We start from the raw sequence: 23,797 nt of genomic DNA on the forward strand, positions 1-23,797 counted from the left end.
GGGTCCTCAGTGAGCCAACAGGAAAGCAAGCACGCGGCGGCTGAACGCCTCGCCAATCTCGACGTTGGACAGGTGCGCTGCCGGGAACTCGACGTATTCGGCACCGGCAATACCGGTTTGCATGAACTGGCCGTGCGCCGGGGTGGTTACCACATCTTCTGTCCCTGCCACGATCAACGTCGGCACCTGGATGCGACCGAGTTGCTCACGGAAGTCGGCATCGCGCACCGCCGCGCAGTTGCCGGCATACCCCTGGGGGCTGGTCTGCGCCAGCATCTGGCAGATACGCTGGGCCTCTGCGGCTTGTGCCTGGGCAAAGCCTGGGGTGAACCAGCGGGCAATGGACGCATCGCGCAGGTCGACCATGGCCTGCTGGCCGCCCTTGAGCACGGTGTCGATACGGGTGTTCCACACCTCGTCATTGGCGATTTTGGCGGCAGTGTTGCACAAGGTCAGGCTACGCAAGCGCTCACCGGCATTGATGCCCAGCCACTGGCCAATCAGGCCACCCATCGACAAGCCGACAAAGTGCGCCTTGGCAATGTCCAGGCCATCGAGCAGCGCCAGCACATCGCGGCCCAGTTGCTCGATGGAATAAGGGCCTTCGGTGACCAGCGATGCACCGTGGCCACGGGTGTCGTAGCGCAGCACCCGGAATTGCTCGGCCCACAGCGGCATCTGGGCGTCCCACATGCCCAGGTCGGTACCCAGCGAGTTGGACAGGACCAGCACCGGGGCGTCTGCCGGGCCATCGAGTTGGTAATTCAAAACGCCATCGGCCAGTTGCAAATGCGCCACAGCGGTCTCCTTCAGGCAGTGAAACGTTGATGTTCGGACACGGCGCGCGCCACCCAGACGCGGGCCTGGCCCAGGTAATGGGCAGGGTCGAGCAAGCGATCGAGTTCCTCGGCGGACAGTTCGGCGCTGACCTGCGGCTCGTCACCCAGCACGGCACGCAGGTGACGCTGCTCGGCCACGGCGCGCTGGCAGCATTGCTCCAGCAGGTGGTGGGCGCGGTCGCGGCCCAGGCGCTGTGCCAGCACAATGCTCACCGCCTCGGCCAGCACCAGGCCCTGGGTCAGGTCGAGGTTGCGGCGCATGCGCTCGGCATCCACCTCCATCCCCTCGGCAATCACCTGGGCCTGGCGCAGCGCACCGGAGACCAGGCAGCAGATTTCTGGCAGGGTTTCCCATTCGGCATGCCACAACCCCAGGCTGCGCTCGTGTTCCTGGGGCAAGGCGCTGAACATCGTCGAAACCAGCCCCGGCACCCGGGTGGCGGCCCCGATCAGAACGGCGGCCCCCACCGGGTTACGCTTATGGGGCATGGTCGAAGAGCCGCCCTTGCCCGGCGCGGAAGGCTCGAACACCTCGCCAGCCTCGGTTTGCATCAGCAAGCTGACATCGCGGCCGAACTTGCCCAGGCTGCCGGCGATCATGCCCAGCACCGAGGCAAACTCCACCAAGCGGTCGCGCTGGGTGTGCCAAGGCTGTTCCGGCAGGGCCAGCCGCAGTTGCTCGGCCAGCGCCTCGGCCACCGGCAGCGCCTTACTGCCCAAGGCCGCCAGGCTGCCCGAGGCGCCGCCGAACTGCAGCACCAGCAAGCGCGGGCGCAACGCCTGCAAGCGCTGGCGATGGCGGGTCACGGCGCCAAGCACCCCGGCCAGCTTCATGCCCAAGGTCACCGGCGTGGCATGTTGCAGCCACGTGCGCCCCACCATGGGGGTGTCGGCGTGCTTCAAGGCCTGCTGCGCCAAGGTTTCGGCAAGCTGGCCAAGGTCGCTTTCCAGCAAGTCGAGGGCAGCGCGCAACTGCAATACCAAGCCGGTGTCCATCGCATCCTGGCTGGTAGCGCCCAGGTGCACATAACGCTCGGCTTCGGGCACGCCGGTGGCGATCACCTTGCCCAACGCCTTCACCAGCGGGATTGCCGAGTTGCCAGCGCTGGCGATGGCATTGGCCAGGGCGCCTACGTCATAGCGCTCGGCCTGGCAGGCCGCCTCGATGGCGGCCACGGCGCTGTGCGGAACCAAGCCGACCGAAGCCTCGGCGCGGGCGAGCGCGGCCTCGAAATCCAGCATGCCCTGCAGGCGGCCACGGTCGGAAAACACCTCGCGCATGGCCGGCGCGGTGAAGTAGGCGTCGAACAGTTGGTTGCTCATGCAGCTTCCTTAATGATCATGGTGCAGGTACTCGGCCTGCTTCGGCAGGCGCAGGCTGAACAGGAAGGCTATCGCCATCATCGCTGTCACGTACCAGTAGAACGTATTCTCCATACCCATGGTCTTCAGCCCCAGGGCCACGTACTCGGCCGAACCGCCGAATGCTGCGTTGGCCACCGCATAGGCCAGGCCTACACCCAGCGCACGAACTTGCGGCGGGAACATTTCGGCCTTCACCAGGCCGCTGATCGAGGTATAGAAACTGACGATGCACAGTGCCAGGCTGATCAGTACGAAGGCCATGAACGGGCTGGTCACGGTTTTCAACGCCATCAGCAGCGGCACGGTGAACAGCGTTCCCAACGCGCCGAACAGCAGCATGGAATTGCGTCGCCCAATACGGTCGGACAGCATGCCGAAGAACGGCTGCAGCACCATGAACAGGAACAGCGCAGCCGTCATCACATAACTGGCGTTCTTCGCCGTCATGCCAGCGGTATTCACCAGGTACTTCTGCATGTAGGTGGTGAAGGTGTAGAAAATCAGCGACCCACCTGCGGTGTAGCCCAGCACGGTGATGAAGGCTGCAGCGTGGTTGCTGAACAAGCCTTTGATGGTGCCGGCATCCTTGTCCTGACGGGTTTCGGCGCTGCTGGTTTCGTGCAGCGAGCGGCGCAGCATCAACGAGATCAGTGCAGCAATGGCCCCGACCACGAACGGAATGCGCCAGCCCCAGGCACGCAGCTCATCCTCGGTCAGCAGCTGCTGCAGGATCACTACCACCAGCACGGCCAAAAGCTGGCCGCCGATCAGCGTCACGTACTGGAACGAGGCAAAGAAGCCGCGCTGGCCGCGCAGGGCCACCTCACTCATGTACGTGGCGGTGGTGCCGTACTCGCCACCCACCGACAGGCCCTGGATCAGGCGCGCCAGCAACAGCAGCGCCGGGGCCCAGGTGCCAATGCTGGCATAGGTGGGCAGGCAGGCGATCATCAGCGAGCCGAAGCACATCATCAGCACCGAGATCATCAGCGAGTTCTTGCGGCCATGGCGGTCAGCGAGGCGGCCGAAGATCCAGCCACCAATCGGGCGCATCAAGAAGCCTGCGGCGAATACCCCCGCGGTATTCAGCAACTGCACCGTGGGGTCGTCGGAGGGGAAGAACGCCGGGGCGAAGTAGATCGCACAGAAGGCATAGACGTAAAAGTCGAACCATTCCACCAGGTTGCCCGAAGAGGCACCAACGATAGCGAAGATGCGCTTGCTGCGCTCTTCACCGGTGTAATAGGTTGAGGTCATGGTGAGATTACTCCTGAAGGGTCCCAGGTTATTCTAGACATACCTGGTAACACCTCGTTCCGCCTTGAGGCTGGCAATTGGCCTTGAGTCGAAGGTGCCGGCCCCTTCGCGGGGCAAGCCTGCTGCCACAGTTTGCCGTTGTGCAGTGGGCAACGGCCATGCTGTGACACCCGGCTTGCCCCACGAAGGGGCCAGGACAGGTCAAACCCGTTCGATGGCCAGCGCCAAGCCTTGGCCGACGCCCACGCACATGGTCGCCAGGCCTTTACGGCCACCGCTTTTCTCCAGTTGATGCAGCGCCGTCAGCACCAGGCGAGCACCGCTCATGCCCAGCGGGTGGCCCAACGCGATCGCGCCGCCATTAGGGTTCACCTGCGGCGCATCATCGGCCACGCCCAGTTCACGCAGCACTGCCAGGCCTTGGCTGGCGAACGCTTCATTGAGCTCGATCACATCGAAATCATTCACCGCCACACCCAGGCGCTCGGTCAGCTTGCGCACTGCCGGGACCGGGCCAATGCCCATCACCCGTGGCGCAACGCCACCGCTGGCCATGCCCAGAACGCGGGCACGCGGGGTAAGGCCATGCTTCTTCACCGCTTCAGCCGAGGCCAGGATCAGTGCTGCCGCACCATCGTTGACGCCCGAAGCGTTGCCGGCGGTGACGGTCTTGTCCGGGCCGTTGACCGGCTTGAGCTTGGTCAACGCTTCCAGGGTGGTCTCCGGGCGCAGGTGTTCATCACGCTCGACGATCACTTCACCCTTCTTGTGGGCGATGCGCACCGGCACGATTTCCTCGGCAAAAAAGCCGGCTGCCTGCGCTGCAGCGGCCTTTTGCTGGCTGCGCAAGGCGAAAGCATCCTGGTCGGCGCGCGATACCTGATAATCGTCGGCCACGTTGTCGGCGGTTTCCGGCATGGAGTCCACGCCGTACTGGCTCTTCATCAGCGGGTTGATGAAACGCCAGCCGATGGTCGTGTCTTCCAGCTTCATGTTGCGCGAATAGCCGCTTTCGGCCTTGCCCATGACGAACGGGGCGCGCGACATCGATTCCACACCCCCGGCGATGGCCAGCTCCATTTCCCCGCTGGCAATGGCGCGGAAAGCAGTGCCAATGGCATCCATGCCCGAAGCACACAGGCGGTTAAGGGTAACGCCCGGAATGCTTTCGGGCAGGCCGGCCAGCAGCAGCGCCATGCGCGCCACGTTGCGGTTGTCTTCACCTGCCTGGTTAGCGCACCCGAAAAACACCTCGTCAACCTGGTCCCATTGCACACCGGGGTTGCGCTCGATCAGCGCCTTCAGTGGCACGGCGGCCAGGTCGTCGGCACGCACACCGGCCAGGGCGCCGCCAAAGCGGCCAATCGGGGTACGGATGGCGTCACAGATGAATACGTCTCGCATCAGGCTTCTCCTGCCGGCTGGCCATGGGCCGCGGCGGTACGGGCATCAAGGTCACGCGGGGTGGCAGCTTGATTTCGGTGGGTTCGGTGGTGGTCTGCACGTGGCATTGGAGGCTCCTGGTCAGGGTGCTTCAGTAAGCTCAGATTAAGGAGGCCGGTGGGTAGCTTACAATCCGATAATCGACTATTCGTGCGATTATCGAACTATTTGTTGCCTTGCTACCCACCTTCGTACAGCGCCTGGCCGGCAAGGGCGGCCTCGCTATCAGGTGGCGTCGGCGTGGCTCACCAGCCCTTTCACCACCACCCCAACGGTAGCCAGCGCCGCCGGCACCAGCAGCGCCGTGAGCACCTGCTCGAAGCTCCAGCCCAGGCCCAACAGGGTTGCGCCGCTCCAGGCACCGAGAATCGCGCCGAAGCGGCCGATGCCCAGCATCCACGATACCCCGGTCGCCCGGCCTTGGGTCGGGTAGAAGCGCGCCGCCAGCGACGGCATGGCCGACTGGGCGCCGTTCACGCACATACCAGCCACCAGCACCAGCGTCGCCAGCAAGGTGATATTGCCCAGGCTCTGCCCTACGGCGTAGGCGAAGACCCCGGCCAGCAGGTAGAAAACGCCGATCACCTTGTGCGGGTTGAAGCGGTCCATGGCCCAACCCACACCGACCGCACTCAGCACGCCACCGAACTGGAACAAGGCACCGATAAAGGCCGCCTGCTCCATGCTCGCGCCACTGTCACGCATCAGGGTCGGCAGCCAGCTGGTCAGCAGATAGACGATCACCAGGCCCATGAAATAAGTCAGCCACAGCAGTACGGTACCCAGGCCGTAGGTGCCAGAGAAAATCACCGAGAACACGTTGCGGGCGGCCACGGCCTTCTGTTCCGGCACGCTGAAGCTGGCCGCCTCGGCCACCACCTGCGGGGCGATCGGCGACAAGGTCTTGCGCACCCTGTCAGTGCCACGGTTACGCACCACCAGGAAGCGCGCCGACTCCGGCAGCCAGACCATCAGCACCACGGCCAGCAGCAACGGCAGCACGCCACCGACTACCAGCAGGCTGTGCCAGCCATAGGCCGGGATCATTTTCGCGGAAATGAAGCCACCGCCGGCCATACCCAGGTTGAAGCCGCAGAACATGCTGGTGACCAGCAGCGACTTGAGCCGCTCTGGGGTGTACTCCGACAGCAGCGTGGTGGCGTTGGGCATCCCCGCCCCCAGGCCAAGGCCGGTCAGGAAGCGCAGCACCAGCAGCTGGTCGACGTTGGTGGCATAGGCCGAGGCCAGGCTGAAGCCACCGAATACCAGTACAGCACCCACCAGCACGCCCTTGCGGCCAAAGCGGTCGGCCAGCGGCCCCGAGCCCAGGGCGCCGAAGACCATGCCGATCAACGCGGCACTCATCACCGGGCCCAGGCTGGCACGGTCAATGCCCCATTCCTGCGACAGGGCCGGGGCAATGAAGCCCATGGCGGCCGTGTCCAGGCCATCGAGGAAGACGATCAGAAAACACAGCAGCACGACCCGCCACTGATAGCGGGACAACGGTTGCTGATTGATGAACGACTGGACGTCAAGGCTTGCGCCGACGTTGGTTTGCGCTTGGTTCATTGTTGTTATCCAGAATAGGGGGCACAGCCAGGCCATTGCACTCGGCTAGCCGGTACAGGTGGGCAACGCTAGGGAAAATGGCCTGGGTCAGCCTGGATACAACGAAACTGCATGCGGGTGCGAGCGCAGCAGCCTAGGGACAGTATGCATGGTATGTGCCTCATGTTTTTCTTGTTCGGTCGGCATAGCCGACCGTTGCGAGAGACATTAATCAGCGGGCGCAGGTGAAGCAATTCGCCGCGAGCGACACTGTGCGTTTATCGCACAGGAAACCGTTTTGCCTGTTCAAAAAACCGCTGGCGCGCGCCCCGCAGGTTGCTGCGCGCCCCCCCTTGCGCGCTCAACCAAACAGCTGGTGGCATAGGTCCCGGCTGGCAGCCAGCAGGATCGGCAAGAAGCGCTGCTCCAGTTCGCTGCGCGTGACCCGCCCGACGTGGGTACTTACGTTCAAGGCTGCCAGCACCTGCCCGGAAGCGTCATACACCGGCACGGCAATCGAGCGCAGCCCCTGCTCCAGTTCCTGGTCCACCACACACCAGCCTTGGGCGCGGACCTGCTGAATACAGGCGAACAACGATTCGGCATCATGCAAGGTACGGCTGGTGCGCGCCTTGAGGTCGGCCCGCTCCAGGTATTCGCGCAGACTGGTGTCATCCAGCGCCGCCAGCAGAATGCGCCCCATCGACGTGCAGTAGGCGGGCAGGCGCCCGCCCACCGACAAATCGACCGAAATCAGGCGCTCGACCGTGGCCGAACGGGCTATATAAAGGATGTCGTCACCTTCGAGGGTGGCCATGTTGGCCGCCTCGTGCAGTTGGTCGCTAATGCGGTCCAGGTACGGCTGGGCCGAAATCGCCAATGGCGTGGATGACAGGTAGGCATGCCCCAGGGTCAGCACTTTGGGTAGCAGCGAGTAGGTGCGCCCATCCGTGGTGGCATAGCCCAGCTTGATCAGCGTGTGCAGGCAACGGCGCACGGCGGCCCGGGGTATTTCGGTACGGTGGCTGATCTGGGCGATGGTGAGGTGGCGCTTGCGCTCCTGGAAAGCCTGGATCACCGCCAGGCCACGGGCCAGGGATGTCATGAAGTCCGGGTCGCCGGTGAAAGCCTGGATGCGCTTGGCCGGCGAGGCCACGATCGGCGGCGCCATGGCCGCCAACACAGGCCGTGCCGCCTCTGGGCTGGCAGAAGCGTTGTCCACCGTTTCGTCACTCATCGCACACCTCAAAAAAAACGCCGATTCGTGCGATTATCGAACAAACGGCCGATAATCGCAATTGACCGCTGACACTTTTGCTTATACCTTTCTCCTGCCACATGTGGCTTCTTTGGAGAGACTGGTCAGGTACCCACCGTAGAAGTCCCCAGGCAACGGCCTCGCCTTTCGGCGGGGCCGTTTTTCATTCCCCCCTCGTCAGCTTGTTGCCCGAACTTTTATCCGGCATGCCTTTCAAACTTGTAAGAAAGCCCCAACTTGTTTACCGGCACATGCCATAACGTGCGTCGGATGATGGCGGTGCAGGTTAAATAACGATGTTCGGCAAATTATCGGTTGCTATAATCGGCACCACAGTCGTGACGCAATTGTGCCCACGGAACCTTCCGTGGAACCAAGCCGTTGCGGCCGGAACAGGGCGCACAAGCGCATAACGCGTTACCCCCGTGATTACACTTAATTCAGGTACTGCATGTGACGAAAGATGAACTGCGCGCAGAACTCGAGCGCCAGGCTGAACGTTACAAGGATGTCTACGGCGGCGAAGTCACCACCTATGCCGCACAAACGGAACCGGAGCGCAAACCCTGGCGCAAACGCGCCAGCCTGCGCGACCAGGCTTTCAGCCAGGAACTGGAACGGATGGAAAAGGAACTACGCAGCGAGAACCCCTGACCCGGGTCAATGCAGCGCTGTGTTCGCCCGGCTCGCCCGGGCGTGTTGGTCTTATTACCCAAGCGAAGTGAAATGGATTTTCACAAATTTCAAACGATCGTTTTAATTAGCACCGAAGCTGGACCTTTACGTTTTTGACCTGCTTTTCGCAGCAATTCGCCGATTTAAGCTGAACTTGCCCTGTAATCAAGGGCCGCTCGCAGGGCAGCTTTGGCGCTTTTGGCCGTGCCAACGGCCTGCTGGAGGTGCATCGATTGCCAAGGTTTTCTGGCATAATCCCGCCCCCCTATGACCGCCAGACAACCTTCATGATCGATTTATTCAGCGGACTGGATGCCTGGGTATTGGTGAGCCTGCTGCTCGCCTTGACCTTCGTACTCGCCTTCGAGTTCATCAATGGCTTTCATGACACCGCAAACGCGGTAGCTACCGTCATCTATACCAAAGCCATGCCTCCCCACCTCGCCGTGTTCTTCTCCGGCGTGTTCAACTTCTTCGGCGTACTGCTGGGCGGTGTCGGGGTGGCCTACGCCATCGTGCACCTGCTGCCGGTAGAGTTGCTGATCAATGTGAACACCGGGCACGGCCTGGCCATGGTCTTCTCCCTGCTGGCCGCGGCCATCACCTGGAACCTCGGCACCTGGTATTTCGGTATTCCCGCTTCCAGCTCGCACACGCTGATCGGCTCTATTCTGGGTGTAGGTTTGGCCAATGCCCTGATCAACGACATCCCGCTGGGAGACGGCGTTAACTGGCAGAAAGCCATCGACATTGCCATGTCGCTGGTGGTCTCGCCAATGGCCGGCTTCGCCGTAGCCGCCCTGGTGCTGCTCGGCCTGAAGTGGTGGCGCCCGCTGTCGAAGATGCACAAGACCCCCGAACAGCGCCGTAAACTCGACGACAAGAAGCACCCGCCCTTCTGGAACCGCCTGGTCCTGGTGGTTTCTGCCATGGGTGTGAGCTTCGTGCACGGTTCCAACGACGGCCAGAAAGGCATTGGCCTGATCATGCTGGTGCTGATCGGTATCGTTCCGGCCAAGTTCGTGCTCGACCTGAACAGCACCACCTATCAGATCGAGCGTACCCGCGACGCCACGCTGCACATGAGCCAGTTCTACGAGCGCAACGCCGCCACCCTGGGCGAGTTCCTGGCCCTGGGCAAGGCCAAGGCCAGCGACCTGCCGGAACAGTTCAGTTGCAACCCGCAGCAGACCGAGCCGACCATCGCCGCACTGCAGACCTCGTTGCAAGGCGTGACCGACTATCACAGCCTGGCTGCCGAGAAGCGCGTTGAAGTACGCCGCTACCTGCTGTGCCTGGACGACACCGCGAAGAAGGTTGGCAAGCTGCCTGGCCTGGAAGCCCGCGAAAAGGCCGACCTGGAAAAACTGCGCAAGGACCTTACCGCCACCACTGAATACGCCCCGTTCTGGGTAATCGTGGCCGTTGCCCTGGCCTTGGGCCTGGGCACCATGGTGGGCTGGAAGCGTGTGGTGCTGACCGTTGGCGAGAAGATCGGCAAGCAGGGCATGACCTATGCCCAGGGCATGTCGGCACAGATCACCGCGGCCTGTGCCATCGGCATGGCCAACGTGTTCGCCTTGCCGGTGTCGACCACGCATGTGCTGTCGTCCGGCGTGGCCGGCACCATGGTCGCCAACAAAAGCGGCCTGCAAGGTGGCACCGTCAAAACCATCCTGATGGCTTGGGTTCTGACCCTGCCAGCCTCGATGGGCCTGGCGGCCGGCTTGTTCTGGCTGGCGTCCAAGGCCATTGGCTGAGTGACACCGCAATTAGGAAAAGGCGTCCCCCGGGGCGCCTTTTTCATATCGGCAACTGGGCCCACAGGCACTGCGCAAGGCCCAGGCTCGATACGGTCCAGGTGGCAGCCAACTATTTTTTCTTGCCCCCCAACAACGACCCCATCAACCCCCGCACCAGCTGCCGCCCCAACTGGTTGGCTGCCTGGCGCACCGCCGACTTGATCGCCTGCCCCGCCGCACTCTGCAAGAACTCACCGGCCTTGTCGGCAAAGCTCTCTTCATCGGTCTTCGGTTGCGGCGCCGGCTCCACCGCCTCACCTTTGCGCTGGGTCAGCATTTCATAGGCCGACTCACGGTCCACCGGCTTGTCATAGCGCCCGGCCAGCGGCGAAGCAGCAATCAGCGCACCGCGCTCCGCAGCACTCAACGGCCCGATCCGCGATTGCGGCGGTGCCACCAACACGCGCTGGACCATGGCCGGGGTGCCCTTCTCTTCAAGCGCCCCCAGTAGCGCTTCGCCAATGCCCAGTTCGGTGAGCACGCTCAAGGTGTCGAACGCCGGGTTGGGGCGGAAGCCATCGGCTACCGCCCGCAATGCCTTCTGCTCCTTCGCCGTGAATGCCCGCAAGCCATGCTGAATGCGCAAGCCCAACTGGGCCAGCACCGCATCCGGCAAGTCACCCGGCGACTGGGTGACGAAGAACACACCCACACCTTTGGACCGGATCAGCCGTACCACCTGCTCCAGGCGCTCCTGCAGCGCCTTGGGCGTGCCGTTGAACAACAGGTGCGCCTCGTCGAAGAACAACGCCAGCAGCGGTTTTTCGGCATCGCCGCGCTCGGGCAACTGCTCGAACAATTCAGCCAGCAGCCACAACAGGAAGGTGGCGTAGACCTTGGGGGCCTCATGCACCAAGCGGCTGGCATCAAGCAGGTGGATCCGGCCGCGGCCATCGGGGTCCGGGCGCAGCACGTCTTCCAGTTGCAACGCCGGCTCGCCGAACAGCGCCTCGGCCCCCTGTTGCTCGAGGGTTGCCAGCCGGCGCAACAAGGCCTGGGTCGAGGCAGTGGTCATCAGCGCGCTGTCTTCACCCAGCAATTGCGGGTTGTCTTTCAGGTGGGCAAGCAGCGCCTTGAGGTCTTTCAGGTCGAGCAGCAACAGGCCTTCACGGTCGGCCACCTTGAACGCTGCATACAACGCCGCCTGCTGGCTGTCGGTCAGTTCCAGCAAGTTGCCCAGCAGCAGCGGCCCCATTTCACTGAGGGTCGTGCGCAGCGGGTGGCCGGACTGCCCCGCGATATCCCACAACGTCACCGGGTAGGCCCGTGGCGTATGCCCAAGCCACGGCATGCCGGCGATGCGCTCGGCCACCTTGCCCTGCGGTGCACCGGCGGCGCCCAGGCCACACAAGTCACCTTTCACGTCGGCGGCAAACACCGCGACCCCGGCGTCACTGAACACTTCCGCCAGGCGTTGCAAGGTGACGGTCTTGCCTGTACCGGTGGCGCCTGCCACCAGGCCGTGGCGGTTGGCCAGGCGCATGGCTTGCCCGAGCGGCTGGCGATCCGGGCCCGATCCCACAACTATGGTCGAAGTTTCCAACATCTCTTTAATCCCCTGCTCAAGCTTTAACTGAAACCGGCCGATACCTTCGGGTGATATTCGTCTTAGAAGAGAGGAACAACCGAAAAGGGATTTTTCCGGATATTGCACAGCCTTGCGGCCTCACTCGTGCGAACGCCCTGATTAAAACCTTAGCGGAACCGATTACGCCATGAATAAAAGCCTGCGTTTCAGCCACAAGATACTGTTGGCCGCCTCACTGATCGTCATACTCGCCTTCAGCCTTTTCACCCTTTACAACGATTACCTGCAGCGTAATGCCATCCGCGAGGACCTGGAAAACTACCTGGCTGAAAAGGGTACTTCCACGTCCACCAACATCCGCAACCTGTTCGACGGGCGTATCAAACTGGTGGAAAACCTGGCGCAGAACATTGCCCAGAACCCGGCCAACGCTGAAACATTCATGGGCCAGCGCGCACTGCTCTCCAGCTTCCTGACCGTTTACCTGGGCAAGATCGACGGCGGCTTCAGTGTTCGCCCGGACGCGAAGATGCCCGACGGCTACGACCCTCGCATCCGGCCCTGGTACAAGGATGGCATGAATGCCAGCGGGGCCATGTTGACCGAACCGTACATCGACATGACCACCAACAAGATGGTCATCGGCATCCTCAGCAAGGTCTCCAGCAGCGTGGGTGTGGTCGGTGGCGACCTGGCGCTGGACGGTCTGGTGCAAATCATCAACTCGCTGGACTTTGGTGGTATGGGCTATGCCTTCCTGGTCAATGACCAGGGCAAGATCCTGGTACACCCGGACCAGGCCCTGGTGATGAAGTCGCTGTCAGACCTGTTCCCGCAACACACACCCAAGCTGAGCAACGAACTGACCGAAGTGCAAAGCGACGGCCAGGCACGCTTGCTGACCTTCACCCCGATCACCGGCCTGCCCTCGGCCAATTGGTACATCGGCCTGTCGGTGGACAAGGCCAAGGCCTTCTCGATGCTGAGCACCTTCCGCACCTCGGCAGTGGTTGCCACGGTCGTCGCCGTGGTCATCATCATCGCCTTGCTCGGCTTGCTGATTCGCGTACTGATGCAGCCGTTGCACACCATGACCCGCGCCATGGAAGACATCGCCGAAGGTGAGGGCGACCTGACCAAGCGCCTGCGCATCCATAACCATGATGAATTCGGCATTCTCGGCAACGCCTTCAACCGCTTCGTCGAGCGTATTCACAGCAGCATCCGCGAAGTGTCCTCGGCCACCGAGCAAGTCAACGAAGTGGCGCTGCGGGTGATCAGCGCCTCGAACTCATCAATGACCAACTCCGATGAGCAGGCCAACCGCACCAACAGCGTGGCCGCGGCCATCAACGAACTGGGTGCCGCGGCCCAGGAAATCGCCAGCAACGCTGCCCAGGCCTCGCAGCACGCCAGCTCCGCAAGGCTGCTGGCCGAAGAAGGCCAACAGGTGGTCGAGCGCAACATTGCGGCGATGAACCGGCTCTCGGACCTGATCGTCACTTCCAGCGAACACATCGAGACCCTCAACAGCAAAACCGTGAACATCGGCCAGATTCTGGAAGTGATTACCAGTATCTCCCAGCAGACCAACCTGCTGGCATTGAACGCCGCCATCGAAGCGGCCCGCGCCGGTGAAGCCGGGCGTGGTTTCGCCGTGGTGGCCGATGAGGTACGCAACCTGGCCCACCGCACCCAGGAATCGGCGCAACAGGTGCAGGCCATGATCGAAGAACTGCAGGTGGGTGCCCGCGCATCGGTGGAAACCATGGATCAGAGCCAGCGCCACAGCACCGACAGCATGCAGATCGCCAATCAGGCCGGCGAACGGCTGGACAGCGTGACCGTGCGCATTGGCGAAATCGATGGCATGAACCAGTCGGTGGCCACCGCCACCGAGGAGCAGACTGCCGTGGTCGAAGCCATCAACATGGATATCAACGAGATCAACATGCTCAACCAGGAAGGTGTGGAGAACCTGCAGGCCACCCTGCGTGCGTGCTCCGACCTGGAGCAGCAGGCCGGGCGCCTGAAGCACCTGGTGGGCAGTTTCCGGATCTAGTCCCACGTGCCCCAGGGGAGCAGGTACACCCCCTCCCCTGGGGCAGCTTGCCGCGCAACCCCGATCGAACAAACTATCCTTCTGAAAGGTCAACCTTTAGGCGTGTCATCGCCGCCAACCAAGCGCCAGATGACAGACCCGAAAGACGATCCCGGAGGGATGCTGATCGTGCACATCGCCGACATCACCATGTTCTACGCCCCCGCCAGCGGTGGCGTACGAACTTATCTTGATGCCAAACATCACCGCCTCGACGCCATCCAGGGCGTACGCCATAGCCTGTTGATTCCTGGTGCCAGCGCCCACAATGCCGACGGCATCTACCAAGTACCGGCACTGCCGCTGCCTTTTGGCAAAGGCTACCGCTTCCCGGTACGCCTGGCCCCGTGGTGCAAGACCCTGCGTTCGCTCAAGCCGGACCTGATCGAGGTCGGCGACCCGTACCTGACTGCCTGGGCGGCGCTGGAGGCCCGGCGCCAGCTGGACGTGCCGGTAATCGGCTTCTACCACTCCGACCTGCCGCTGCTGGTCAGCAACCGCATGGGCAACTGGTTCACGCCCAATGTCGAGGCCTATGTCAGCAAGCTCTACGGGAATTTCGACCGGGTGCTGGCCCCCAGCCGGGTCATGGCCGACAAACTGCGCCGTCTGGGCGTGCGCGATGTACACGTACAACCGCTGGGCGTGGACCTGGCCACGTTCCACCCGTCCAAACGCGACGCCAATGTGCGTGCCGAACTGGGTATCGCCGATACCACCCGCCTGCTGATCTACGCCGGGCGTGGCTCCCGGGAAAAGAACCTGCCGGTATTGCTGGCCTGCATGCAGCAGCTGGGCCACCCCTACCACCTGCTGTTGGTGGGCTCCGGCATGCCCGCCAATGTGCCGGACAACGTCAGTGTCATCGGCCAGTTCTGCCCGCCAGAGGAGGTCGCCCGGCTGATGGCCAGCGCCGACCTGCTGGTGCATGCCGGCGACCAGGAAACCTTCGGCCTGGTCATTCTCGAAGCCATGGCCAGTGCAACGCCGGTGGTCGCCGTGCGCGCGGGTGCCTTCGGCGAAATCGTCAATGACCAGTGCGGCCGCCTGTGTACAGCCAACGATGCCCAGGCCATGGCCACAGCCGTGCGCGAGGCATTCGAGGCAGGTGTGCGCAAGCTGGGCGCGCAGGCGCGCCGCCACGTCGAGCAACACTACTCATGGGACAACGTGGTCGCGGGCCTGCTGCTGCACTACCAGGCCGTGCTCGGCCATCAGCCTCTGGTGCGCGCCCATGCTTGAGTCACGCCCCGCACCGCGCAGCCTGATGCTGGTACTGCATGATGTCGCGCCTGAAACATGGCCCGACTACCAACCTTTCGTGGAGGCTGTGGATGCTATCGGCGGTGTGCCCATGACTTGGCTGGTGGTTCCGGACTTTCACCAGCGCAACCCGCTGTTGCGCTCACCGGCGTTCTGCCACCTGCTTGAACGGCGCCTGGCCGAGGGCGACGAACTGGCGCTGCATGGCTACTACCATGCCGACAACGGCCCGCCGCCGCGCACGCCAGGCGACTTCTTCATGCGCCGCATCTATACCCACGAAGGCGAGTTCTATGGCCTTGATCAACAGCAGGCCCTGCAGCGCCTGGAACAGGGCCTGGCCGTGTTCGCCCAACAGCAATGGCCGGTGGCAGGTTTCGTGGCGCCAGCCTGGTTGATGAGCGAAGGCACCCGCCAGGCGCTGCGCCAGCTGCCTTTGCGCTACACCAGCACACCGCAGCACCTGTACCGCTTGCCCGAGTTCACCCCGATCAAGGCGCCAGGGCTGGTGTGGAGCGCCCGCAGTGCCTGGCGCCGGGGGCTTTCGCGGGCCCTGTGCGACTGGCAGTGCAGACGGTGGCAGAACGCCGAAACCCTGCGCCTGGGCCTGCACCCGGTGGACATGCGCCACCGTAGCTCCCGCGAGTACTGGCTCAATACCCTGCGCACCCTGATGGCCCAAGGTCGCGAACCCCTCACCAAGTCCGCCTGGCTGGACCGACGGGTCAGCGCATGAGCCGTCTGGCCTGGCTAGGCCTGGCACTTGTCGCAGCAATGCTGGTGCCAGCCCTGCTTGGCGGCAGTGACCTGCTGCCCCGGTTGCAAGGGTTCGATCCCGGCCTGTTGCTGACCCTGTTGGGCATGATCCTGCTGTGCTGGGTGATCAACGCCATGCGCCTGCGCCTGTTGCTGGGCCAGCAAGGCGCAAGGCTTGGGCACCTGCGCAGCCTGGGCGTGGTGATGGCCACCGAGTTCGCCATCTGCACCACCCCCGGCGGCAGTGGTGGCCCGTTGACCCTGATGGCGCTGCTGGCACGCGAGCGCATCGGCCCGGCGCGCAGTGGCGCCGTGTTCGCCATGGACCAATTGAACGACCTGCTGTTCTTTTTCTGCGCGATGCTGGCGATTGCGGGCTACGCATTGTTTCACAGCCTGGGCCACAGCCAGCAGAGCATGTTGCTGGGCAGTGCGTTGCTGCTGTGCAGTGCGCTGGTTGGGGTGATCGGCTTGCTGCGCTACCGCCGCGCGCTCATGCGCCTCAACGGCAGGCTGCTGCAACGCCTGGGCGTGGCCGCACCGCGCAAGCGCCGCTGGGCCCGCAAACTGCTGCACTTCATCGCCGCACTGGCGCAGACCTGGCAGTTGCCCAAGCGCACGCTGGCGCTGGTGTTCACCCTCACCTGCATCCACTGGGGGCTGCGCTACAGCGTGTTGTACCTGGTATTGCGCGGGTTGGGCGGGGAGCTGGCATGGATCCCCAGCTTTCTGGTGCAGATGCTGTCGCTCAGTGCCGGGCAATTCAGCCTGCTACCGGGCGGGGCAGGTGCGGCCGAGCTGACGTCTGCAAGCCTGCTGACGCCGCTGGTGGGCAGCTCCACCGCCGCCGCGGCGATCCTCATCTGGCGGGCAGTCACTTATTACTTTTACCTGCTGGCAGGCGGGCCGGTGTTCGTGTGCCTGCTGGCGCGTCCGTTGCTGACGCGCTGGCGGCGCCAGGCGGTTTGAGCCGCTGCCACAGTTCGGCGGCGCCGGGGAAATCGGTGCCGTCGGTGTCGGCCAGCGCTTGCGGGTCGTAGCGCGCCAGGCAGCCTTCACCCACGGTGGGCGGGGCCGTAGCGGTGGGTTGGTTGCGCCGTTTGGCCATCGGTATGTTCCTCAAGCGTAGCGATAGGGCTGCCGAGCAGCCCCAAAGGCTTGCAGGCAACCCAACGGTATCAGTCGAAGACCACCGTCTTGTTGCCATGCACAAGCACGCGGTCTTCGAGGTGATAACGCAGGCCACGTGCCAGCACCATCTTTTCCACATCACGGCCAAAGCGAACCATGTCTTCGATGCTGTCAGCGTGGCTGACGCGCACCACATCCTGCTCGATGATCGGGCCGGCATCCAGTTCTTCGGTGACGTAGTGGCACGTTGCACCGATCAGCTTCACCCCACGCAGCGCGGCCTGGTGGTAAGGCTTGGCACCCACGAACGACGGCAGGAAGCTGTGGTGAATGTTGATGACCTTCTCAGCATAATCCCGGCATAGTTGCGGCGGCAGGATTTGCATGTAGCGGGCCAGCACCACGACATCGGCCGCGTGTTCTTCGACCAGGCGCGACACTTCGGCAAAGGCCGGGGCCTTGTCCTTGGGGTCGACCGGTACATGGAAGAACGGTATGCCGTGCCACTCGACCATGCTGCGCAGGTCGTCGTGGTTGGAAATGACACACGGGATCTCGCAGTCCAGTTCATCGGTATGCCAGCGGTGCAGCAGGTCAGCCAGGCAATGCGACTCGCGGCTGGCCATCAGCACCACGCGCTTTTTCTGCGCCGAGTCGGTAATCCGCCAGGTCATGGAGAACTCTTCGGCAATCGGCGCAAACGCCTCACGGAAGGCTTCGATACCGAAGGGCAATGATTCGGCGCGGATTTCATGACGCATGAAGAACCAGCCGCTCTGCTCATCGGAGTGATGGCTGGCTTCGTTGATCCAGCCATTGTACAAGGCCAGGAAATTACTGACTTTCGCCACGATCCCTACACGGTCGGGGCAGGCGATCACCAGACGATAGGTGCGCATGAATGAGACTCCAGAACTTCGCAAAGGCGCTTATTCTAGCGGCACGCAAGGAAAAGCGCAGTATTGATTGCAGCGGCCGCGGCCACTGTAGCAACCACGCTGGCAATGTGGACACTATCTGACACAGCCGGCGAAATGGCACACGCTAATGTAAATTTTTGTTCACCGGAGAAATATTGTCACAGCTTAATCAACAGTTAATTGCCCAACATTATGTTTACTTGCGAGTATCGGCTGTCTATTATTGCCCCACACATTTCTGAACACGCATTAAGGAACACTCCATGTCCCTGATCAACGAGTACCGCGCCACCGAAGAAGCCATCAAAGAACTTCAGGCTCGCCTGGCCAACCTGTCGCAGGACGACAAGCTGAAGAAAGAGCTGGAGTTCGAAGGCAAACTGCGCAACCTGATGGGCGAGTACTCCAAGTCCCTGCGCGACGTGATTGCCCTGCTCGACCCAGAGTCGAAACTGAGCAAAGCACCGCGTGGCACCGTCAAGGCTGTTGCTACCAAGCGTGCCCGCAAGGTCAAGCAATACAAGAACCCGCACAACGGTGAAGTGATCGAAACCAAAGGCGGCAACCACAAGACCCTGAAAGAGTGGAAAGCCAAGTGGGGCGGCGACGTGGTCGAGAGCTGGGCTACCCTGCTGGACTGATTGTTCAGCCCCTGCCCTCTTATCGCAATACAAAACGCCGGCACATTGCCGGCGTTTTTGTTTGTCTGGCCTTCAGTCAATTGCAAACTGTTGTTGCAAGTTCCGGGCATGTACTTGCCATGCCTCCAGCACCCGCCGCCCGGCCTCGTCGGCGCGCTCCCAGGCCTGCAGACGCGCCTGCTCGAAATCACCCAATGTGTTCGGCGCCCCCCACTGCGGCTGGCTAAGGCGCTGCTGGCAGAACGCATACCACCGCTGGCGCTCCTCGGGGGTCAAGGTGTCCGGAAAGTTGCGCGCCCGGTAACGGAACAACAGCTCAGGCAAGCGCGGGTCATCGAACAGCCACTGCCCCCGGCCCAATTGCGCCGGCTCCAGCGCACGAACTTGCTCGCATAGACGCCGGTCACGGTCACCAATAAAACCGTTATACAACTGCTGCTCCGGGTCCTCACTCGGCGCGAAATCGTCCTTGCCGTAAATGTGCTCCAGCTTGTCCTGCCATTGCGCCTGTTGATCGGCCAACTGTTCACCGCGCGATTGTAACAACGTCAAGTCGATGCCCAGCCGCTGTTGATCGGCAGGGCGTAATACCGACAGTGGCGCAAGTACCGGGCAGCGATTGATCTGTACCAGTTTAAGCGGCACCGGTAGTTCGCCATCGGCCAAATCCTCGTGCCGGGTGTACAAGCGCTGACGCAATACTTCAGCACTTTCCCGGAGTAATGGCAGGGTTTCCTGATGCAGGTCGCAGACAATCAGTGCATTGCGATTGTGCGGGTGCCAGGCCAATGGCAAGACCACCCCCAGGTAATTACGCGCTGCTGAAAAACGCCCGGATACATGCACCAGCGGTTGTAGCAAGCGGATCTGTTCCATGACTTTATGCTTGCTGCGCAACTGGAACAGCCAGTCATACAACTTGGGCTGTTTTTGCCGGATCAGTCGCGCCAGGGCAATGGTTGCCCGCACGTCGGAAAGCGCTTCATGCGCATGCCCGTGATCAATGCCGTTGGCCTTGCTCAACAGCTCCAGACGCAGGCTGGTGCGCCCGTCCTGCTGCGGCCACTCGATGCCCTCCGGGCGCAGGGCGTAAGCCGTGCGCACGATGTCGATCAGGTCCCAGCGGCTGTTGCCGCCCTGCCATTCACGGGCATAGGGGTCGAAAAAATTCCGGTACAGGCTGTAGCGGGTCACTTCGTCATCGAAACGCAGGGTGTTATAGCCCGCCCCACAGGTGCCTGGTTGTGCCAGCTGCGCATGCACGCGGGTCATGAATTCGGCTTCGCACAGGCCTTGCTCGGCCAGTAACTGCGGGGTGATGCCAGTCACCAGGCACGCAGCCGGGTGCGGCAGAATATCGTCGGCGGGGCGGCAGTAAAGGCTGATCGGCTCGTCGATCTCGTTGAGGTCGAAGTCGGTGCGCAGGCCGGCGACCTGCAGCGGCCGGTCACAGCGCGGGTTGATGCCGGTGGTTTCGTAGTCGTGCCAGAAAATGCTGGAGGTCACGGGGTCGTCCTGTCTTGCGAGGTCGACCCGATTCTAACGCGATTCCAGGGCGCCAAGGCTCAGGCAGAGGCGTTGGCCGGGCGGAAGCTGAAATAGTCGCGCAGCGAGCGCACGAAATCGTCGTACTCGCGCGGGGCCTGCAGCAGCATGAAGCCCGAATCGTAATGCCCAGGGGTCTGGTCCTCACTGCACCACAGGCAACTGGCGGTCAGGTTGACGAACTGGAACCCGCCGCCGGCCAGCGGCATGCGAAGTTGCAGTTCATAATCGGGCCCTACCAGCACGGGCAGTTGGCTGATGACCATCAGGCCGTCTTCCGAGGCGTTGCCGAGCAGGCCGATTTCCTGGTCGGTAAAGCGGTTGAACACCTTGAGGGCACAAGGGAGCTGATGGCGTTCGATGCGGCGTTTGTTGAACATGATGGCGAGTGTATTCCGTACCTGATGCCAGGAATACAAGGTACTGGCGGTTGTTGTAACAGCTGGGTTACAGATTAGCGCAGCACGCGCCGCGAAGCCCGTGAAATAAACCACACCTTTGTATTAGCGCCAAGGTGCAGTAGTCGCCGGCCGGGCCACGGCCGCTTCGGTACCGCGCAAATGACCAAGTTTCTCAAGCGTCTGCAGGCGGGCCTGGGCGCGATAGGCGTACTCGTTGCGCGGGTATTGCTGGATCAAGTACTGGTAGGTCTGGGCTGCGTCCACGTACAACGCCTGGCGCTCCAGGCACTGGCCGCGCAGCAGCGACACTTCGGGGTGGATGAACGGGCGCGCGCGGCTGGTACGGTCTACTTGTGACAGCTCCAGCATCACCCGCGCGCAATCACCCCGGTCATAGGCGCGATAGGCATTGTTCAGGTGGTGGTCCATGGACCAGCGGGTACAGCCGACAGCACTGGCGGCGAGGGCGAAAACGATCAGGGCTCGCATGGCAATCTCCTTTGATAGCAAACCTATCGGCCGCTGTCGGGTTTTCTTCAGCGGCGCGCGACAAGTGCCAGGCCGCCACGAGCGGCATGAATGCCGCACGCGCTTTTCTCTGTAGCTTACTGCTTGTAGCTTGCAGCTGCCCTACCGCGGAAGTCACAGGTAGTGCAACGGAACAATGACTACAGCGAGATTCAGGAGTAGCCTTTCGCTGCGCTTCACTATAGGAGTCTGTGCATGAGCATCCGCCGTACCAAAATCGTCGCCACCCTTGGCCCCGCCAGCAACTCGCCGGAAGTGATCGAACAGCTGATCCTCGCCGGTCTCGACGTGGCACGCCTGAACTTCTCCCACGGCACGCCGGACGAGCACAAGGCCCGCGCGCGCCTGATCCGCGACATCGCTGCCAAGAACGGCCGCCATGTTGCACTGCTGGGCGACCTGCAGGGTCCGAAGATCCGCATCGCGAAGTTCGCCAACAAGCGCATCGAACTGAAGATCGGTGACAAGTTCACCTTCTCCACCGCCCACCCGCTGACCGAAGGCAACCAGGATATCGTCGGCATCGACTACCCGGACCTGGTCAAGGACTGCGGTGTCGGTGACGAACTGCTGCTCGACGATGGCCGCGTGGTCATGCGCGTCGAAACCGCCACCGCCGATGCCCTGCACTGCGTGGTGATCATCGGTGGCCCGCTGTCGGACCACAAGGGCATCAACCGTAAAGGTGGCGGCCTGACCGCACCGGCCCTGACCGAAAAGGACAAGGCCGACATCAAGCTGGCTGCGGAAATGGACCTGGACTACCTGGCCGTGTCGTTCCCGCGGGACGCCAGCGACATGGAATACGCGCGCAAGCTGCGTGACGAGTCCGGTGGCAGCGCCTGGCTGGTGGCCAAGATCGAGCGCGCCGAAGCCGTCGCCGACGACGAGACCCTGGACAAGCTGATCCTCGCTTCCGATGCCGTCATGGTCGCCCGCGGTGACCTGGGCGTGGAAATCGGCGACGCCGAGCTGATCGCCATTCAGAAGAAGATCATCCAGCACGCTCGCCGCAACAACAAGGCAGTGATCGTGGCGACCCAGATGATGGAGTCGATGATCCAGAACCCGATGCCGACACGTGCCGAAGTCTCCGACGTGGCCAACGCCGTGCTCGACAACACCGATGCGGTCATGCTGTCGGCGGAAAGTGCTGCCGGTTCGTACCCGATCGAAGCCGTACAGGCCATGGCCCGCATCTGTTCCGGTGCCGAGAAGCACCCGACCAGCCAGCGCTCCAGCCACCGCCTGCACACCACCTTCGAGCGCTGCGACGAAAGCATCGCCCTGGCGGCGATGTACACGGCCAACCACTTCCCGGGCGTGAAGGCGATCATCGCCTTGACTGAAAGCGGCTACACCCCGCTGATCATGTCGCGCCTGCGCTCGCACGTGCCGATCTTCGCGCTCTCGCCGCACCGCGCGACCCAGGCACGGGCCAACATGTTCCGTGGCGTCTACCCGATTGCCTTCGACCCCGCTTCGCTGCCCGCCGACAAAGTCAGCCAGGCAGCTGTCGACGAACTGCTCAAGCGTGGCTTGGTAGAACAAGGCGACTGGGTGATCCTGACCAAAGGGGACAGCTACCACACCATCGGTGGCACCAATGGCATGAAGATCCTGCATGTGGGTGATCCGCTGGTCGGCTGAGCCTGCCTCAAAGAGGGGCCGCTCTGCGGCCCTTCGCGGGCATGCCCGCTCCCACCGGTACAGCGTCAGCCTCACCCCTGTGGGAGCGGGCGAGCCCGCGAATAGGCCGGCACAGTCAACCTGGCTGCCTCAGGCATGTTCAACGAAGACGTCAGTAAATACTTGCCCCCGCGGCACGCCGGCAATGAACAGCCGCCGCGCAAACCGGTCCACACTCCCCGCTGCCCCACACACCAGCGCCACCGTCTGCCGCGAAGGCGGCCGCAACCGCGCCAGCGCTTCATCCATCTGCGCTTCCAGCACCAGCTCGACCTGCACGCCCTGCAGTTGCATCAGGGGTTCAGCCAGATAGTGCCCGGCGCTGTTGCGCGCCACATGCAGCACCCGAATCTCGCCGCGATGCCCCTGCCGCACAGCCTCACGCAAGATCCCCCACAACGGCGCAAGCCCGGTTCCGGCTGCCAGCAGCCAGAGCGGCCGATCCTGCCAATCCAGGTCGTAGTGCAACGCACCACCCCTGAATTCGCCCAGGCGCAGCACATCTGCTACCTGCAAACCACGAGCCTTGTCGCAAAAGGCGCCGGGGCGCCGGCAATCGATGTGAAACTCCAGGAAGTCATCTTCCCCCGGCAGGCTGGCCAGTGAATAAGGCCGCGCTACCGAACCATTCCACAGCACCACATGCTGCCCCGCCTGGTAACGCACCGCCCGCTCGGGCCGTAGCCGTACACGCAACAGGTCACCGTACCAGTCCAGCGCACAGACGTGCGCCGGCACACCATCGCGCTGCGGGTCGAACAACGCAACCTGCAAGTCCTCGATCACCCTGCACTGGCAAGCCAGGCGCCAGCCCAGGGCGTGCTGGTCCAGGGCCAGGGCCTCAGGCATGGCGTCCAGCGGCTGCCCGGCCTGGCAGTACACCAGGCAGGCGTGGCAGCTTCCGGCGCGGCAGCTGTAGGGCACGTTGAGCCCGGCCTCGTTCAGGGCATCGAGCAGGTTGCTGCCGGTCGGCACCGCCCAGCGGTGCTCGCCTACGCAAAGTTCGGGCATCTTCAGGTATCTCTTCCCGCTTCAGGTTGTGGGGGGCGCTCTGCGCGCCCGTCGATAGTAAGGCCAACCACAGGCGTCAGCAGCAAAAAGGAT

The 23,797-nt window shown here is 62.9% G+C and carries 20 protein-coding genes and 1 pseudogene; 9 read left to right on the plus strand and 12 right to left on the minus strand.

Annotated features, from left to right (window positions below):
* Positions 1-6: 6 nt before the first annotated feature.
* The 6 genes from pcaD to pcaR form a co-directional block, all read right to left on the minus strand.
* Positions 7-798, minus strand: coding sequence for a 3-oxoadipate enol-lactonase (gene pcaD, locus G1E_RS03215; protein WP_009685618.1), 792 nt, complete (start codon positions 796-798; stop codon positions 7-9).
* Between the two features lie 11 nt (positions 799-809).
* Positions 810-2,162, minus strand: coding sequence for a 3-carboxy-cis,cis-muconate cycloisomerase (locus G1E_RS03220; RefSeq protein ID WP_047149622.1), 1,353 nt, complete (start codon positions 2,160-2,162; stop codon positions 810-812).
* Between the two features lie 9 nt (positions 2,163-2,171).
* Positions 2,172-3,461, minus strand: a complete 1,290-nt coding sequence (locus tag G1E_RS03225; protein ID WP_009685621.1) for an MFS family transporter — start codon at positions 3,459-3,461, stop codon at positions 2,172-2,174.
* Between the two features lie 201 nt (positions 3,462-3,662).
* Positions 3,663-4,868, minus strand: coding sequence for a 3-oxoadipyl-CoA thiolase (gene pcaF / locus G1E_RS03230; protein ID WP_175442624.1), 1,206 nt, complete (start codon positions 4,866-4,868; stop codon positions 3,663-3,665).
* 261 nt (positions 4,869-5,129) lie between these two features.
* On the minus strand, positions 5,130-6,476 hold the full coding sequence (locus tag G1E_RS03235) for an MFS transporter (protein WP_009685623.1): 1,347 nt from the start codon (positions 6,474-6,476) through the stop codon (positions 5,130-5,132).
* A 340-nt stretch (positions 6,477-6,816) separates the two neighbouring features.
* Positions 6,817-7,692: a pca regulon transcriptional regulator PcaR gene (pcaR, locus tag G1E_RS03240; RefSeq protein WP_009685624.1), complete on the minus strand. Its 876-nt coding sequence runs from the start codon at positions 7,690-7,692 to the stop codon at positions 6,817-6,819.
* A 474-nt stretch (positions 7,693-8,166) separates the two neighbouring features.
* Between pcaR and G1E_RS03245 the strand changes: the two genes are divergently transcribed.
* Both G1E_RS03245 and G1E_RS03250 read left to right on the plus strand, forming a co-directional pair.
* Positions 8,167-8,367, plus strand: a complete 201-nt coding sequence (locus tag G1E_RS03245) for a hypothetical protein (protein ID WP_009685625.1) — start codon at positions 8,167-8,169, stop codon at positions 8,365-8,367.
* Positions 8,368-8,675: 308 nt separating this feature from the next.
* On the plus strand, positions 8,676-10,148 hold the full coding sequence (locus G1E_RS03250; protein ID WP_009685626.1) for an inorganic phosphate transporter: 1,473 nt from the start codon (positions 8,676-8,678) through the stop codon (positions 10,146-10,148).
* Positions 10,149-10,260: 112 nt separating this feature from the next.
* On the opposite strand, the gene G1E_RS03255 is transcribed toward G1E_RS03250, so the two are convergent.
* The gene (locus G1E_RS03255; protein ID WP_009685627.1) at positions 10,261-11,736 is read right to left on the minus strand and encodes a helicase HerA-like domain-containing protein; all 1,476 of its coding nucleotides are present in this window, start codon (positions 11,734-11,736) and stop codon (positions 10,261-10,263) included.
* Positions 11,737-11,905: 169 nt separating this feature from the next.
* Between G1E_RS03255 and G1E_RS30120 the strand changes: the two are divergent.
* The 5 genes and pseudogenes from G1E_RS30120 to G1E_RS03275 form a co-directional block, all read left to right on the plus strand.
* Positions 11,906-12,922, plus strand: a pseudogene (locus tag G1E_RS30120) (cache domain-containing protein); the annotation flags it as partial.
* A gap of 93 nt (positions 12,923-13,015) precedes the next feature.
* On the plus strand, positions 13,016-13,780 hold the full coding sequence (locus G1E_RS30125; protein WP_370593824.1) for a methyl-accepting chemotaxis protein: 765 nt from the start codon (positions 13,016-13,018) through the stop codon (positions 13,778-13,780).
* 159 nt (positions 13,781-13,939) lie between these two features.
* Positions 13,940-15,061: a glycosyltransferase family 1 protein gene (locus G1E_RS03265; RefSeq protein WP_009685629.1), complete on the plus strand. Its 1,122-nt coding sequence runs from the start codon at positions 13,940-13,942 to the stop codon at positions 15,059-15,061.
* Positions 15,054-15,818: a DUF2334 domain-containing protein gene (locus tag G1E_RS03270; RefSeq protein ID WP_009685630.1), complete on the plus strand. Its 765-nt coding sequence runs from the start codon at positions 15,054-15,056 to the stop codon at positions 15,816-15,818. Before G1E_RS03265 ends, G1E_RS03270 begins: the two co-directional genes overlap by 8 nt.
* Complete coding sequence (locus G1E_RS03275; protein ID WP_009685631.1) at positions 15,815-16,807, plus strand: lysylphosphatidylglycerol synthase transmembrane domain-containing protein; 993 nt, start codon at positions 15,815-15,817, stop codon at positions 16,805-16,807. The genes G1E_RS03270 and G1E_RS03275 overlap by 4 nt, the downstream gene beginning before the upstream one ends.
* A 209-nt stretch (positions 16,808-17,016) precedes the next feature.
* Here the strand turns inward: G1E_RS03275 and purU are convergent, their stop codons facing one another.
* Complete coding sequence (gene purU, locus G1E_RS03280) at positions 17,017-17,868, minus strand: formyltetrahydrofolate deformylase (RefSeq protein WP_047149623.1); 852 nt, start codon at positions 17,866-17,868, stop codon at positions 17,017-17,019.
* Positions 17,869-18,152: 284 nt separating this feature from the next.
* Here purU and mvaT point away from each other — a divergent pair, with 284 nt between their 5' ends.
* Positions 18,153-18,530: a histone-like nucleoid-structuring protein MvaT gene (gene mvaT, locus G1E_RS03285; protein WP_009685634.1), complete on the plus strand. Its 378-nt coding sequence runs from the start codon at positions 18,153-18,155 to the stop codon at positions 18,528-18,530.
* Between the two features lie 72 nt (positions 18,531-18,602).
* Here mvaT and sbcB read toward each other — a convergent pair whose 3' ends face one another.
* The 3 genes from sbcB to G1E_RS03300 all read right to left on the minus strand — a co-directional run bounded on the left by sbcB (position 18,603) and on the right by G1E_RS03300 (position 20,965).
* Positions 18,603-20,036, minus strand: coding sequence for an exodeoxyribonuclease I (gene sbcB, locus G1E_RS03290; protein WP_047149624.1), 1,434 nt, complete (start codon positions 20,034-20,036; stop codon positions 18,603-18,605).
* Between the two features lie 59 nt (positions 20,037-20,095).
* Complete coding sequence (locus G1E_RS03295) at positions 20,096-20,455, minus strand: PilZ domain-containing protein (RefSeq protein WP_009685637.1); 360 nt, start codon at positions 20,453-20,455, stop codon at positions 20,096-20,098.
* Positions 20,456-20,578: 123 nt separating this feature from the next.
* Positions 20,579-20,965: a tol-pal system YbgF family protein gene (locus G1E_RS03300; RefSeq protein ID WP_009685638.1), complete on the minus strand. Its 387-nt coding sequence runs from the start codon at positions 20,963-20,965 to the stop codon at positions 20,579-20,581.
* Between the two features lie 234 nt (positions 20,966-21,199).
* On the opposite strand from G1E_RS03300, the gene pyk reads away from it, so the two are divergent.
* Positions 21,200-22,654: a pyruvate kinase gene (pyk, locus tag G1E_RS03305; protein ID WP_009685639.1), complete on the plus strand. Its 1,455-nt coding sequence runs from the start codon at positions 21,200-21,202 to the stop codon at positions 22,652-22,654.
* 129 nt (positions 22,655-22,783) lie between these two features.
* Here pyk and G1E_RS03310 read toward each other — a convergent pair whose 3' ends face one another.
* A complete protein-coding gene (locus G1E_RS03310; RefSeq protein ID WP_009685640.1) occupies positions 22,784-23,704 on the minus strand; it encodes an iron-sulfur-binding ferredoxin reductase in 921 nt (306 codons plus the stop codon).
* Positions 23,705-23,797: the final 93 nt, after the last annotated feature.

Origin of the sequence: Pseudomonas sp. TJI-51 (assembly GCF_000190455.2) — a bacterium.
GTDB classification, from domain to species: domain Bacteria; phylum Pseudomonadota; class Gammaproteobacteria; order Pseudomonadales; family Pseudomonadaceae; genus Aquipseudomonas; species Aquipseudomonas juntendi.